The sequence below is a fragment of the Pseudomonas sp. NPDC090208 genome (genome assembly GCF_044746785.1).
In the GTDB taxonomy this organism is placed as follows: domain Bacteria; phylum Pseudomonadota; class Gammaproteobacteria; order Pseudomonadales; family Pseudomonadaceae; genus Aquipseudomonas.
Genome location: NZ_JBIVCU010000014.1, coordinates 131,597 through 145,416 on the forward strand (window position 1 = coordinate 131,597; position 13,820 = coordinate 145,416).

General features: G+C 60.5%; 13 protein-coding genes, 1 tRNA gene and 1 riboswitch. Of the genes, 7 read left to right on the top strand and 7 right to left on the bottom strand.

The genetic code is table 11. From position 1 onward, the window contains the following. The first annotated feature begins 93 nt into the window (after positions 1–93). Together desA and ACIPL0_RS22305 are read left to right on the top strand one after the other, a co-directional pair. Positions 94–1,278 carry a delta-9 fatty acid desaturase DesA gene (gene desA, locus ACIPL0_RS22300; RefSeq protein ID WP_400599288.1) on the top strand — a complete coding sequence of 395 codons (1,185 nt, stop codon included), beginning with the start codon at positions 94–96 and terminating at the stop codon, positions 1,276–1,278. Between the two features lie 141 nt (positions 1,279–1,419). After that, positions 1,420–2,391 carry a GGDEF domain-containing protein gene (locus tag ACIPL0_RS22305; RefSeq protein ID WP_400599287.1) on the top strand — a complete coding sequence of 324 codons (972 nt, stop codon included), beginning with the start codon at positions 1,420–1,422 and terminating at the stop codon, positions 2,389–2,391. 140 nt (positions 2,392–2,531) lie between these two features. Here the strand turns inward: ACIPL0_RS22305 and ACIPL0_RS22310 are convergent, their stop codons facing one another. The 3 genes from ACIPL0_RS22310 to gabD all read right to left on the bottom strand — a co-directional run bounded on the left by ACIPL0_RS22310 (position 2,532) and on the right by gabD (position 6,811). Continuing rightward, a complete protein-coding gene (locus ACIPL0_RS22310; protein ID WP_400599286.1) occupies positions 2,532–3,755 on the bottom strand; it encodes an HDOD domain-containing protein in 1,224 nt (407 codons plus the stop codon). A 153-nt stretch (positions 3,756–3,908) separates the two neighbouring features. Beyond that, on the bottom strand, positions 3,909–5,192 hold the full coding sequence (gene gabT / locus ACIPL0_RS22315) for a 4-aminobutyrate--2-oxoglutarate transaminase (RefSeq protein WP_400599285.1): 1,284 nt from the start codon (positions 5,190–5,192) through the stop codon (positions 3,909–3,911). Between the two features lie 176 nt (positions 5,193–5,368). Then, on the bottom strand, positions 5,369–6,811 hold the full coding sequence (gene gabD, locus ACIPL0_RS22320; protein WP_400599284.1) for an NADP-dependent succinate-semialdehyde dehydrogenase: 1,443 nt from the start codon (positions 6,809–6,811) through the stop codon (positions 5,369–5,371). A 341-nt stretch (positions 6,812–7,152) separates the two neighbouring features. Here gabD and ACIPL0_RS22325 point away from each other — a divergent pair. Beyond that, positions 7,153–7,229 (top strand) — tRNA-Arg (locus tag ACIPL0_RS22325). A gap of 92 nt (positions 7,230–7,321) precedes the next feature. Here the strand turns inward: ACIPL0_RS22325 and ACIPL0_RS22330 are convergent. Further along, on the bottom strand, positions 7,322–8,665 hold the full coding sequence (locus ACIPL0_RS22330) for an ATP-binding protein (protein WP_400599283.1): 1,344 nt from the start codon (positions 8,663–8,665) through the stop codon (positions 7,322–7,324). A gap of 121 nt (positions 8,666–8,786) precedes the next feature. Further along, a complete protein-coding gene (locus tag ACIPL0_RS22335; RefSeq protein WP_400599282.1) occupies positions 8,787–9,506 on the bottom strand; it encodes a DUF4431 domain-containing protein in 720 nt (239 codons plus the stop codon). A 136-nt stretch (positions 9,507–9,642) separates the two neighbouring features. Next, a riboswitch (Fluoride riboswitch) is annotated at positions 9,643–9,706 on the top strand. A 72-nt stretch (positions 9,707–9,778) separates the two neighbouring features. Here ACIPL0_RS22335 and crcB point away from each other — a divergent pair. The 3 genes from crcB (at position 9,779) to ACIPL0_RS22350 (ending at position 11,242) form a co-directional block, all read left to right on the top strand. Continuing rightward, positions 9,779–10,156 carry a fluoride efflux transporter CrcB gene (gene crcB, locus ACIPL0_RS22340; RefSeq protein WP_400599281.1) on the top strand — a complete coding sequence of 126 codons (378 nt, stop codon included), beginning with the start codon at positions 9,779–9,781 and terminating at the stop codon, positions 10,154–10,156. Between the two features lie 86 nt (positions 10,157–10,242). Then, entirely contained in the window at positions 10,243–10,656 is a 414-nt protein-coding gene (gene fos / locus ACIPL0_RS22345) for a fosfomycin resistance glutathione transferase (RefSeq protein WP_400599280.1), read from the top strand. A gap of 145 nt (positions 10,657–10,801) precedes the next feature. After that, a complete protein-coding gene (locus ACIPL0_RS22350) occupies positions 10,802–11,242 on the top strand; it encodes a DUF3592 domain-containing protein (RefSeq protein WP_400599279.1) in 441 nt (146 codons plus the stop codon). A gap of 18 nt (positions 11,243–11,260) precedes the next feature. Here the strand turns inward: ACIPL0_RS22350 and ACIPL0_RS22355 are convergent, their stop codons facing one another. Beyond that, positions 11,261–11,920 (bottom strand): TetR/AcrR family transcriptional regulator, encoded by a 660-nt coding sequence (locus tag ACIPL0_RS22355; protein WP_400599277.1) that lies wholly within the window; start codon positions 11,918–11,920, stop codon positions 11,261–11,263. Positions 11,921–12,040: 120 nt separating this feature from the next. Here ACIPL0_RS22355 and ACIPL0_RS22360 point away from each other — a divergent pair, with 120 nt between their 5' ends. Continuing rightward, entirely contained in the window at positions 12,041–12,478 is a 438-nt protein-coding gene (locus ACIPL0_RS22360) for a hotdog fold domain-containing protein (protein WP_400599276.1), read from the top strand. A gap of 120 nt (positions 12,479–12,598) precedes the next feature. Here the strand turns inward: ACIPL0_RS22360 and ACIPL0_RS22365 are convergent, their stop codons facing one another. Beyond that, complete coding sequence (locus tag ACIPL0_RS22365; protein WP_400599275.1) at positions 12,599–13,771, bottom strand: DUF2314 domain-containing protein; 1,173 nt, start codon at positions 13,769–13,771, stop codon at positions 12,599–12,601. Positions 13,772–13,820 lie beyond the last annotated feature (49 nt).

The window sequence follows — 13,820 nt, forward strand, 5'->3', positions numbered from 1 at the left end:
TTGCCACGCTTGTCCACGACGGCCACTGGTTTTATCAGATGGCTAAGTGATAATGCGCGCTGCCGCACTACAACAACGAGGGCACCAAAGCCTATGTGGAACAATGGTCTGCTCGACCTTTCGGTCTGGCAACTGGTCGCCGTGGTTCTGGCGATGACGCACATCACCATCGTCAGCGTCACGATCTATCTGCACCGCTATTCGGCTCATCGCTCGCTGGAGCTGAATGCCGGTCTCAAACACTTTTTCCGCTTCTGGCTGTGGCTGACCACGGCGCAGAACACCCGCGAGTGGACGGCCGTTCACCGCAAGCACCACGCCAAATGCGAAACCGAGGATGACCCGCACAGCCCGGTGATCAAGGGCCTGTCGACCGTGCTGCGCAAGGGCGCCGAGCTGTACCGCGCCGAAGCGGAGAACCCGGAAACCCTGCGCATCTACGGCAAGAACTGCCCGGAAGACTGGATCGAACGCAATCTGTACTCGCGCTATCCGCTCCTGGGGGTCGCGATCATGGCGGTGCTCGATCTGGCGCTGTTCGGCGTGATCGGCATCACCGTCTGGGCCATCCAGATGATGTGGATTCCGCTGTGGGCCGCCGGCGTGGTCAACGGCCTGGGTCATGCGGTCGGCTATCGCAACTTCGAATGCCGCGACGCCGCCACCAATCTTGTGCCGTGGGGCATCCTGATCGGCGGCGAAGAGCTGCACAACAACCATCACACCTACCCGAACTCGGCCAAGCTGTCGGTCAAGCGCTGGGAGTTCGACATGGGCTGGGCGTGGATCAAGCTGTTCTGCTGGCTGCGTCTGGCCAAGGTGCAACGGGTCGCGCCGATTGCCCACCGTGTCGCCGGCAAGGGTAACGTCGACATGGACACCGCCATGGCGATCCTCAACAACCGTTTTCAGATCATGGCGCAGTACCGCAAGCTGGTGATCGCACCGCTGGTCAAACAGGAACTGGCCAAGGCCGACGCCTCGGTGCGTCATCAGTTCCGCCGCGCCAAGCGTCTGCTGTCGCGGGAAACCAGCCTGCTGGACGATAAACATCAGTTGCGCATCCAGACCATGCTGGAGCACAGCCAGGCGCTGAAAGTGATCTACGAAAAACGTCTGGCGCTGCAACAAATCTGGGCCAGAACCAGCAGCAACGGCCACGACATGCTCGCGGCGATCAAGGAATGGATGCACGAAGCTGAAGCCAGCGGCATTCAGTCCCTGCGCGAATTCGCCGATCAGCTGAAAACCTACTCGCTGCGCCCCCACCACGGCTGATGCCGTTGATCGGCGCACACCCGTTCGGGTGTGCGCCCGTCGGAACTAAGTGCCACTACACCGATCTCATTAGCACCTTCGCACTATCCTGTGTGACATGTTGTGGCTGTGCGCCGCACCTTATTCCGAGATGCAGTGCTCATGGACATCACGACCTCTCCGATCGAAACCCCTGCTGCAGCCGAAACCTTGCTGGCGCTGATGCACGCCCAGGCCGAAGTCGCGCGCCTGAGCGAACGCGAGCAGCTGTTCAGTTCGCTGCTGGTCAGCGTCAACGCCGTGCTTTGGGCGTTCGACTGGCAGACCCAGCGGATGATTTACGTCAGCCCCGCCTACGAGCGCATTTTCGGTCGCTCGGCCGGCCTGCTGCTGGCCGACTTCGGCGAATGGCGCGACAGCATCTATCCGGATGACCTGGACTACGCCGAGCGCAGCCTCAGCGAAGTGCTGGAAAAAGGCTCCATCGAAGACCGCGAGTACCGCATCATCCGCGCCGACGGCCAGGTGCGCTGGCTCAGCGACAAATGTTTCGTCAGCCATCAGGCCGGCCAGCGTTTGACGGTGGTCGGCATCGCCGAAGACATCACCGAAAAGAAACAGCTCGAAGACGAACTGCAACGCCTGGCCACCACCGACGTGCTGACCCAGAGCAGCAACCGCCGGCATTTCTTCGAATGCGCCCAGCGCGAGTTCGAACAGGCCCGCCTGCAAGGCACGCCGATGGCGTTTCTGCTGCTGGACGTGGATGACTTCAAGCTGGTCAACGACACCTACGGTCACCAGGAAGGCGACGTGGTGCTGCAACGCATTGCCGAATGCGGGCGCAAGACCCTGCGCCGTGGCGACCTGTTCGGGCGCATCGGTGGCGAAGAGTTCGCGGCGGTGTTCCCCGGTTGCGCCCCGGAAATGGCCCGGCAGATCGCCGAGCGCCTGCAACGGGAGATTCAGCGTCTGTCGTTCCAGTGCAACGACAAGACCTTCGGCATCACCGCCAGCCAGGGCCTGACCAACCTCGGCAAGCCGGACCAGAGCCTGGAAGCCCTCTACGCCCGCGCCGACGCGGCGATGTACCAGGCCAAGCGGCAGGGCAAGAATCAGATTGTGTTGGTTTGAACAGTAGGCGCTGGCAGTCGCTGACAAAGCTCTTGTGGGAGGGATCGGAGGTTACGACGGTCGCGAAGACGGTGTGTCTGACACGACGCCTTCGCGAGCAGGGCTCCCTCCCACGGGGATCGCATTCACCTCGGTATCCATCACGCCACCAACTTGTTGCGCACCCGCTCCAGATCCGTGGCATTGACCTTGAGCAACCGCGCCGATTTGCTCTTGGCCAGCGCTTCCAGCGGGTCTTCCTCGCCCAGCCGGCCCATCTGCCCGGCGAGGTTCATCGCCAACACCTCGCGGGTATACACGCCGGTGTTGTACTGATACACCGCCGCGATCAGCTCGCGTAGCTCCAGCGGCAGGCGCCAGCGGGTGCGCAGGGCCGAGCCGAACGACGCCGCGTATTTTTCCAGCGCACTGGCGATGCTCGCTTCATCCAGCGTGCCGCCAGCCAGCAGCCATTCCTGCAGACAGCGAATCACCGTGAGATCGCCCAGACTTCTGAGCAGCCCGGCGCAGTAGCAGCGCTCATGGTTCAGATCCAGCGTACGGGCCAGAATCCGCGCATAGCCGGCGGTGCGACGGGACACCTCCCAGATCTGGTTGGCCTGTTGAATCAGCAGTTCGTTGGTCAGCACTGCGCTGCGTTTGAGTGCCAGCCCCTGCACCAGCGTGGCGCTCTGGGCGGCGCCCAGCACCGTCAGCGCCTGCCCCAAAGTCTGCAAGGATTTGCCCTGATGCTGCGAGGCGTGGCTGGCAGCCGCGATCAACACCGCCGTGACATGGGGGTCTTCGCCGAGCTCGCGCTCCAGCCGTTTGAGATCGACGCCGGCAGCGCCCTGGGATTTTTTCACCGCCTCGCGCACGTCGACGTAGAGCGGCCCGCCATCGGCCACCTCGCGGCGTTTCTCCATGAAGGCATCAAGACCAGTGCCGGGTGCCAGCGTCGGGACCGGACAGGTCAGTTGCGCGCCTTCCGGCGACAGCAGCGTCATCAGGCGCTGGCGCAGGCCATCCATGTTCAGGGGTTTGGTCAGGTAGGCGGTCGGGGCGAGTTGCACAGCCTCACGCACGCTGGCGCTGTCGCTGCGGCTGCTGAGCAGGATGAAGCGCACCGGCGTCGGTCGGCGCAACAGGCGCACGCCGCGCAACAGGCTCAGGCCATCCACCCCCGGCAGCTCGCGGGAAGCGATCACCAGATCGGGAATGAACCCGCGCATCAGTTCCACGGCCTGGCTGCCATCCACGCACACATCCAGCTGAGCGTCGCAGCGCACATCCAGAACGAGTTCGCCGAGCATTTCCCGCGTCCACGGGTCGGCTTCGGCAATCAGTACACGGGGTACGGCAGGTGCCTCTACAGCGGTCATCATGACTCTCCGGCATCAGTCTTCGTACATTAGTCAAAGAGCGGCGGATGAGACAGGTGAAAAGAGAAAATTCTGACGTCAGAAAACGAAAAAACCTGCCGAAGCAGGTCTTTTCTGACGATTCGGTCACATTTTCACAAATGCGACCGATCAGCCTCAGGCGATTTCAGCGAAGCACTCTTCGATGATCTTCAGGCCCTTGTCCAGTTGCTCGTCCGGCGAAGTCAGCGGTACCAGGACGCGCAGAACGTTGCCGTAGGTGCCGCAGGACAGCAGGATCAGGCCTTTGTCGCGAGCCTTGGCGACCACTTGGGCAACGGCAGCAGCGTTTGGTTTGTGGGTGTCGCCGTTTTCGAAGCATTCGATGGCGATCATCGCGCCCAGGGCACGGACTTCGCCGATCACGCCAGGATGCTTGGCCTGAATGGCTTTCAGACCGGTGACCAGACGCTCGCCGACCGCTTTGCTGCGGTCCAGCAGGTGCTCTTCTTCGAACACTTCCATGACCGCCAGCGCTGCGGCGCAAGCAATCGGGCTACCGGCGTAAGTGCCGCCCAGACCGCCCGGAGCGATGGCGTCCATGTATTCGGCCTTGCCGCAGACACCGGCCAGCGGGAAGCCGCCAGCGATGGATTTGGCGAAGGTGGTCAGGTCAGGAGCGACGCCCATCTGTTCCATGGCGAAGAAGGTGCCGGTACGGCCAGCGCCAGTCTGCACTTCGTCAGCGATCAGCAGAATGCCGTGCTTGTCGCACAGTTCGCGCAGACGCAGCATGAAAGCTTTCGGCGCGACGTAGAAACCGCCTTCGCCCTGTACTGGCTCAAGGATGATCGCCGCGATGTCTTTCGGCTCGGCGTCGTTCTTGAAGATGCGCTCGATGCTGGCGATGGAGTCGTCGACGCTCACGCCGTGCAGCTCGTTCGGGTACAGCGCGCGGAAGATGCCGCCTGGCATCAGGCCCATGCCGGCCGAGTAAGGGACGACTTTACCGGTCAGACCCAGGGTCATCATGGTGCGGCCGTGGTAGGCGCCGGTGAAAGCGATCACGCCAGCACGGCCAGTGGCAGCGCGAGCGATCTTGATCGAGTTCTCGACGGCTTCGGAACCGGTGGTGACCAGCAGGGTTTTCTTGGCGAAGTCGCCTGGTACGCGGGCGTTGATTTTTTCGCACAGCTCGACGTACGGCTCGTAAGCCAGCACCTGGAAGCAGGTGTGAGTCAGCTTGGTCAGTTGCTCTTGCACGGCCGCAACGATTTTCGGGTGCAGGTGACCGGTGTTCAGTACTGCGATGCCGCCGGCGAAGTCGATGAACTCACGACCTTCAACGTCGGTAACGGTGGCGTTCTTCGCGGACTCGGCGAAGATCGGGTGAATCTGACCAACGCCGCGTGGTACAGCGGCTTCGCGGCGTTTCATCAAGGATGCGTTGGTTTTGCTCATGATTTCCTCATTCACCGCTCATCGGGCGGCGTGGTTCAAGGATCAAGCGGCGGGGGTCAACCGCGACAGCATACGATGATCGACTGTCACGGCCTCCCGGCCACCAAATAGGGTTTTGGTGCTACAAAAACCTGTGGAACGTCGCTCTCGCGCCCCGCAGGTTGAAAACCCGTGCCTTAGACAGAGAGGCAGAGGTATTTGATTTCCAGATAATCTTCGATGCCGTATTTCGAGCCTTCACGACCCAGGCCCGACGCCTTCACACCGCCGAACGGCGCGACTTCGTTGGAGATCAGACCGGTGTTGATACCCACCATGCCGTATTCCAGCGCTTCGGCGACGCGGAACACGCGGCTCATGTTCTGCGCGTAGAAGTACGAAGCCAGACCGAATTCGGTGTCGTTGGACATCGCGATCACTTCGGCTTCGTCCTTGAAGCGGAACAGCGGCGCCAGCGGGCCGAAGGTTTCTTCCTTGGCGACGGCGGCGTCTTTCGGCACGTTGACCAGAATAGTCGGTTCGAAGAAGTTGCCTTCGATCAGCTTGCCGCCGGACAGCACCTTGGCGCCTTTGCTCAGCGCGTCGTCGATGTGTTCCTGGACTTTCGCCACGGCCTTGCCGTCGATCAGCGGGCCGGTGGTGGTGCCTTCGGTCATGCCGTCGCCGACTTTCAGCTTGGCAACGGCCGCTTTCAGCTTCTCGGCGAAAGCATCGTAGACCGCGTCCTGCACGTAGATGCGGTTGGCGCAGACGCAGGTCTGGCCGTTGTTGCGGTACTTGGAGATGATCGCGCCTTCGACGGCCTTATCCAGGTCCGCGTCGTCGAACACGATGAACGGCGCGTTGCCGCCCAGTTCCAGCGAGACTTTCTTGATGTCGTGGGCGCATTCGGCCATCAGCTGGCGACCGATTTCGGTCGAGCCGGTGAACGACAGCTTGCGCACGATCGGGTTGCTGGTCAGCTCGGTGCCGATGTCGCCGGCGCTGCCGGTGACGACGCTGAACACACCGGCAGGAATGCCAGCGCGCTCGGCCAGTTCGGCCAGCGCCAGCGCGGAATACGGGGTCTGCGAAGCAGGCTTGAGCACCATGGTGCAACCGGCAGCCAGTGCAGGGCCGGCTTTACGGGTGATCATTGCTGCCGGGAAGTTCCACGGGGTGATCGCTGCAGTCACGCCGATTGGCTGTTTCAGCACGATCAGGCGCTTGTCCGGCTGGTGGCCCGGAATCACGTCACCGTAAACGCGCTTGGCTTCTTCGGAGAACCACTCGATGAACGAGGCGGCGTAGGCGATTTCGCCCTTGGCCTCGGCCAGCGGCTTGCCTTGTTCCAGGGTCATCAGGCGACCGAGGTCGTCTTGGTTTTCGATCATCAGCTCGAACCAGCGACGCAGCTTGGCGCCACGCTCTTTGGCGGTCAGCGCACGCCAGGCCGGCAGCGCCTTGTCGGCGGCTTCGATGGCACGGCGGGTTTCAGCGGCGCCCATTTTCGGGACGGTGCCCAGAATCTCGTTGTTCGCCGGGTTGTTGACCTTGATGGTCTGACCGCTGTCGGCATCGGCCCAGGCGCCGTTGATGTATGCCTGTTGGCGGAACAACTTCGAATCTTTGAGCTGCATGTCGGCCTCCTAAACAGCACCGCGCAAGGCGGAGCGAATTATTGATTGTTTAAAGGCGCCTCAGACGAGGCTGCCGTCCGGAAAACTTTCGCCGGGCCCCGCAGGCACGACTCGCAAAAAAACGCGGAGAGTCGAGCAGGGGCGTTTGAAATCTCAAACGAATCCTAGGGACAACAGGGTTAAAGGACAATAGCCCGTTCGAAAAAAAGAACGCAGCCGGTCGCCTGAAGCAAAAATACTCAACACCTCTGCCGTACATGACGAGCCAGCGTGCGAAATCAACAACACTTACTCGCCAGCATGGACGCACGCAGGCCAGATGAGTATCATGGCGCCCGCTTGCACTTGTAGCTCAGCTGGATAGAGTACTGCCCTCCGAAGGCAGGGGTCGTGGGTTCGAATCCCGCCAAGTGCGCCATTTTTGATTTCAGCCCGTGCGATACGTTCTGAAAATCTGCATAAAGAAGAAGCCCGCCAATGTGCGGGCTTTTTTGTGGGCCACTGTACAGATCACCCAAGCACCTGCCAGCTCCCTCCCTTGGTAGGGCCTACATGGCGAATCGTGCCGCTTCTTTTCAAAACATCCAGATGGTATTTGACGCCATCTGCGCTGATCTTCAGATGCTTCGCCAGCTGACGTCGAGTCAGCCCTGGGTGTTGACGCAGTAGTGTCAGAATTTTTTCTCGTGTCGAATCGGGTGCAATTTCCTGGGTAGCTTCTTGGGTAGCTTCTTGGGTAGCTTCCTGGGTAGCGGCTCTCGTTTGAAACGTCACCATCACCCCAGACAGACTGGTATCGAATAGTGGCGGTGGAATATCGTTGCTGCGGCACTCACTGAAAATCTTCTCAATACCTCTGCCCCATGACTCGACGTAACCAGCCCGAAAAAACACGGATGCCAACAACGGGTTGAACGGCAGCGACGGATGCTTGCTCAACAAATGCTCATGAACCCAACGATCCGGTAGCTGACCGGGATTCCAGATGACGACATGATCCTCGTAAACGCTGATCTGGATAGCGATGCCGCTTGCATAGTCTTTATGGATGACCGCATTAAGCAGAGCTTCACGGAGCGCGGGTAACGGGAAAGGAAAACGCTCGACCCGCTGCAGGCCTTCGTAGCGGATGTCGGCCTTGAGGTACTTGCTGGTCAGTAGATCCAGCGTTTTCTCGACCTGAGAAAAAAGATCACCTCCCACCTCATCCTGATAACGAAGGTCGTGATTGGAGACAAAGAAGCCGATTTTGATCAGCGCACCCGGTACAAAACGCTCCGGCTGAGCACTGAACAACAGTGCAGCTGCGCGTTTCAAAAATGCACCTTCCTCCAGTTGAAGGCTGGTGATGAGCGCTTGATCGCTGTCCTCAAGTACGGCTTCATGAACACGTCCACTTCTAACCGCTCGCTGCCGAAAACGTTGCAGGGCTGCAGGCAGGCAGTCGCTCAATTGCAGACCGGGAACAGGGAGCCCGTCCCAGTGCAAACCCTGTTTGCGCAAGAGAAATCGTGACAGCGCGGCCCCTTTCAACTCTTGCTTGGTGCTACCGCTACGGTAGTGATACTCGCCCTTATAGCTGACAGGGGCGGGATAGGCAGGTACGACGATTTCCAGGAGCCGCTTGCCGGCTATATCCAGAAGGTTGACGTCCACCATGATGCCGAGAATGTCTCGAACCTTATTGGGTATTTCCTCCAGTAGCCGCCCAGAATCAGCGATGCCTATCGGCTCACCGGCGTCGCTGCGCCCAATTTCCAGAGTCCCGCCTTCTGCATTGGCAAAACCGCATATCCATTTCAAATAGTCGTCACGCCAGGTGGCCTTCCATTCCCGCGATTGATGCTCGCTCATCTCGACCTGATTCGTGAGGGCTGAAGGCTCACATGGTAGCCCCCGAAAAACGTCGAATTGCCGACCACCGAAATTCTCGGAATTGGCTTACAACTTATAGCCCAAACGACCTACCTGAACGTCACTCCTCCCCCGCCCCCAACAACACCTGCGCCTGATCCAGCCAGACCGAGCGTGCCTTGCCATCGTTGCCGAGAAATTGCGCGCGGACCCAGCCGCCGTTGGCGATGGAGCTGACGGTGACAGGGGTGCCGGAGCCGAGGCGTTCGCGCTTGTTGCTGCAGGTGGGGTTGGGCGCCTGGTAGATCCAGGCATTGCCGCCGATGATCTTGCCTTGCAGCGCCGGGCTGTAGGTGTCTTCGTGCATGCCGACTTTCTGGTTGAGCAGTTCGCAGTCGACCGGCGCCCCGGCCATGCCGCTCATGAGTTGCACCTGCTGCATCAGCACCGGGGTGTGGTGGAAGCCGTTGACGGCGCCGAACAGGGTGCCCTTGAGCACGACGGGCTGGTCCAGGTACGGACGCAGGTTGTCGTAGTCGGTCGCTTGCAGCACCAGTTGCACCAGGGTGTCGTTGTCTTCGACGCCGATGTCCGCCTCGTTCTGGTTGCCCTGCATGCACAACGGCTCGGCCAGCGACAGGTAAAAGCCCACCTGCGGTTCGTCGCCGCTGACCACGTCCTCGAAACCTGGCGGGCCAGGGAAGACCTGACGGGTCAGGGTGCCGCTGAGCGTGGCGTCGGCAGGTTCGTACTGATTGCACTCGCTCGCCTGTACCGTGGCGAAGGACGACAGGCAGCAGCCCAGAATCATCAGACATTGAAGGCGGGAAGTGACAGTCATGGAGGCGATATCCGGCAGGACGCAGGGAAGCATGATGAGAGGTTAGAGAAATCTCCGACACCTGCCAGCTTTCCTGATCAAGATTGCCATCATTCATCGACCCACTTGAGAAATGGCCGTTTGCTGGCATAGCATGGCCCGCTCAGGAGATGGCATTCCTCCTTATCAACCGCCTCCGTGCTGATGATGCCTACGCAATCCCTCTGGAAGGGTGCGTAGGCTGTCGCCTTGCGTTTTTCCAGTGGGCCTTTGAATCCCTTGGAAAGAACGACATGTACAAATCCCTTCTCGCCGTTGTAGTCGGCGGCAGCCTCGGTTGCGTCCTGCGCTGGGCCATCGGCCTGAAATTCAATGCTGTGTTTCCCAATCTGCCTTTGGGCACCTTGCTGGTGAACCTGATCGGCGGCTTCGTGATCGGCGCGGCCATGGCCTTTTTCCTCAAGACGCCAAGCCTGGACCCCGCCTGGCGCCTGTTCATCACCACCGGTTTCTGCGGCGGCCTGACCACCTTTTCCACCTTCTCCGCAGAGGTGGTGTACATGCTGCAGGATGGCCGCCCGGGCTGGGCAGCCGCGACCATCACGACCCACGTGGTGGGCTCGCTGCTGATGACCTTTGCCGGTTATGCGCTGATCAGCACGTTTGATTGAGTACATACAGGCTGGCCGAATCCTCGCTCGGCCGGACTGTGTTGCCGGGGTATGCTGAGTCACCTCGATTGTCATCGGAGCGCAGCATGCTGACCGGCCTCAACCACATCACCCTGGCCACCCGGAATTTATCGCCCAGTGTCGAGTTCTATCGCGACGTGCTCGGCTTCAAACTGCACGCCCGCTGGCTGCGCGGCGCCTATCTGTCGCTCGGTGATTTGTGGCTGTGTCTGTCGCTGGACGCACTGAAAGCCGATGGTCCGGCGGCGGATTACACCCACTACGCCTTCTCCATCACCCAGGCCGACTTTGCCGGGTTCAGCCAGCGCCTGCGGCAGCAGACGGTGAACGTGTGGAAGGACAACAAAAGCGAGGGCGACTCCTTCTACTTCCTCGACCCCGACGGCCACAAACTGGAAGTCCATGTTGGTGATCTGCAGTCGCGGCTGCAGGAGTGTCGGCTCAAGCCCTATGAGGGCATGGTGTTTTTCGACGAGTAACGGCTATGTGCCACTGATTGCCGCAGGCTGATCTGTCACTCTATATTTCCGTGTGCCCGGAGAAATAACCCATGGATTCTCGCCGGTGCAGACACTGCACAGATGCGCATCCGCGCGTCATGGATCATCAAGGAAGACATACCCCATGAGCACCGCATCGCCCCCTCGCGCCTCTCTCCTGCAAGGTTTGATCATCGCTTTCATCGGCCTTGTGCTGCTGGCCATCAGCGGCGATCTGGTCAGCGAACGCTACGGCTTTCTGTCTCAGGCACTGAGCGCGCCGGGCGTGGTCACCTCGCTGAATGCCGGCGGCTCGCACCCGCAAATCGAATTCTCCAGCGCCAGCGGCGAACAGGTCACCTACCCCCAGGGCGGCATGATCTACGGCTATAAAAACGGCCAGCCGGTGCAGGTGTTCTACCGCCCCGAAAAACCGGCAACCACCGCCGTGATCGACGACCTCGGCGCGCTGTGGGGCACCCCGGTGCTGGTCGGGCTTATCGGCCTGATCTTCATCCTTGCCGGACTGTTGAAGTTTGGCCGCGGCAAGAAATTCCCCGCCGGGCCTGCCGTCAGCGCGCTGTAAGACGTCGACGGCGCCTGGTCAGACCGGCGCCGCCACCGACATCCAGACCGCCTCGGCCAGCTCCTCCCGATACTCGCCCGGCGGTGTACTGACCCGCCCTGCCAGCCAGGCGCGGCAGTAGCTCTCCGCAGGGCCGACGATCAGCGACAGAAACAACTCCGGCGGCCATGGCCGAAATGCCTTGCGCCGTTCAGGATCGGCCAGCCAGCCTTTCAGATGCCCGTTGCGCTGACGATTACGCTCCGTCAGCGCCTCGGCCTGCGGCCCGGTGGCGACCACCGAGCGCGCCTGATACTGAAATCGCGCCAGATCCGGCTGCCGGGTCACCCAGTCAACATAACTCTGCACCAGCGCCGCGATGCCTTCACGGGCGCTGCCCGCCGTCGCCAGATACGCCTCACGCAGCCGCGCCAGATCGTCCAGTGCACAGAAAAACAACGCCGCCACCACCCCCTCCTTGTTGCCGAAGTGGTGGTAGATATTGCCGACGCTGGTGCCACAGCGCGCCCTGATCATGTCGATGGTGGTCGGTTCCAGACCGTGCTCGTTAAAGCACGCCAGCGCACTGAGCAGAATGTCGCGCTTGAGCGCCGCACGCGCGCCGGGATAACTGCGCTCCAGCACCTCGGCGGCAACCTGCACGGTCGGCGCAACGGCAATCGGATCAGTAGCGGTCAAAATGAGTCCTCATGAGGGCAAATCGGCCAAAGGCTGGCAAACGGGATTTACAGAATATTATTCGGTATCTAGGCTCTCGTCACACCGAATAATATTCTGTTTACCACGCCCGAGGTTCCCATGAACAACACGCTCGCCATGTTCAACAGCGCCGGTCCCGAGAAATTCAGCGCCATGGTCTGCCAGATGGCGCCCTACTTCAGCACCATCCACCCGACGCTGCAGCAGTTGCGCCCCGGCTATGCCGAAGTCGTCGTCGGCTTTCGCCGTGAAATCACCAACCACCTGGGCACCGTACACGCCATCGCCCTGTGCAACGCCGCCGAACTGGTCGCCGGAACCATGACCGACGTGTCCATCCCCGAAGGCGCGCGCTGGATTCCCAAAGGCATGAGCGTCGAATATCTGGCCAAGGCCAAGACCGACATTCGCGCAGTGGCGGACGGCAGCGACATCGACTGGTCCACGCCCGGCGACAAAGTGGTGCCGGTGGACGCGTTCGATACCGACGGGCAGAAGGTGTTTACCGCGCGGATCACGATGAATGTGAAGGGGTGAAAGGGTGAAGGGCGGCGTTTGACTGGCCGATCTCGTCAGGCTTTTCCGAAGGGCTGGACGGTGTGACCCCAGCCAGCCCCTATGGTTACTCCCCAGCGCAGGCTACAGACGAAATGTGCCTCAATGCCTCAGCCCGATGACGTAACTCTGCAACTGGTCATGCAGTACCAGAGCGATTAACACCAATCCGATCATCGACACCATGTCCAAGACTCGGCTACCACCCAGTTGCCGGGTGCGCGCGCGCAGCCTGAAATACCAAGGGCCCGTGCATGAAACTATCCCGAACCCCAGCATGAAAAATGCGCCCAAAAAGTCCAGCGGCCTTTCAATTGTTACGCCATGACCCGCCCAGGCGCTGCGCAGGGGATGAATCACCAGATAATAGAGCCAAGCCAGCGCAGTCACGACCAACAACAAGCCAATCGGCCACAGCGGAAATCCTTTGGGCTCAATCGGGCCGTGGTAATCCGGGTCACTTCCTTCGAGTAAACAAAGGATGCGTGGCCAGCCCGCATGACTGGCCAGTGACAGCGCCGTCTCCCCTTCGCTGTTTAGCGTCAATGGATCCGCCCCATGGCGCAAAAGCGCATGAACCACCGTATAGTTACCCGCCAGCACCTCCCTGTGCAGAAGCAACCATCCTTCGGTATCGAAATCCCGAACAGCTTCGGGATGCTGCCGCAATCCGTCCTCGACTTTATCGCGCATGTTCAACGCCATTGGGTGCTCCGTGTGCTCCAGAGCCGTCAGCCCTTGCTGGTCGGCCTCACCGCTCAACGTGCGTGAAAACAACCAAGGCTTCTGTCCCTCTCCAGCAGGAACCAGCTCTACCGTACCTGGCTCTCCAAAGCTCAAGCCCCAAGCGCAATCGTGCTCATCTCGATCCGAGGCCGACATGCCACTGCGCAGCGCATCAACGGTGAAGCCGCCGTACACATGACCTTCGCGGACATACATCCAGTCATTGAGGGCAGTAAATGGCAGCCTCACCGGATCCGAAGCCTTCAGCGACGTAATCCAGCGAGGCTCGTTCATGAGTATGCCGCTGATGAATTGCCCGTCGAACTCGACATCACTGACCCACATGTTTTCAATGGCAGGCACCTGAGGATCATCAGAATCAAGAGCAAACGACATTTTTACAGCCGCCACGTCGAGGCTCTTGATGATTCTGCGTGCCTCCCAGGACTGCTCCCGCCAGAAAAACTTGAAGGTTGCCTGAGCACTCGCGACCGCGGACTTCAAGTCATCGCTTTCGCCTTCGACGTTGTAGATGATTTGCTGGTTCATGATTGAGCGATTCCCTTGCTCGAATTGAATAAACGCTCAGGGCAGGACT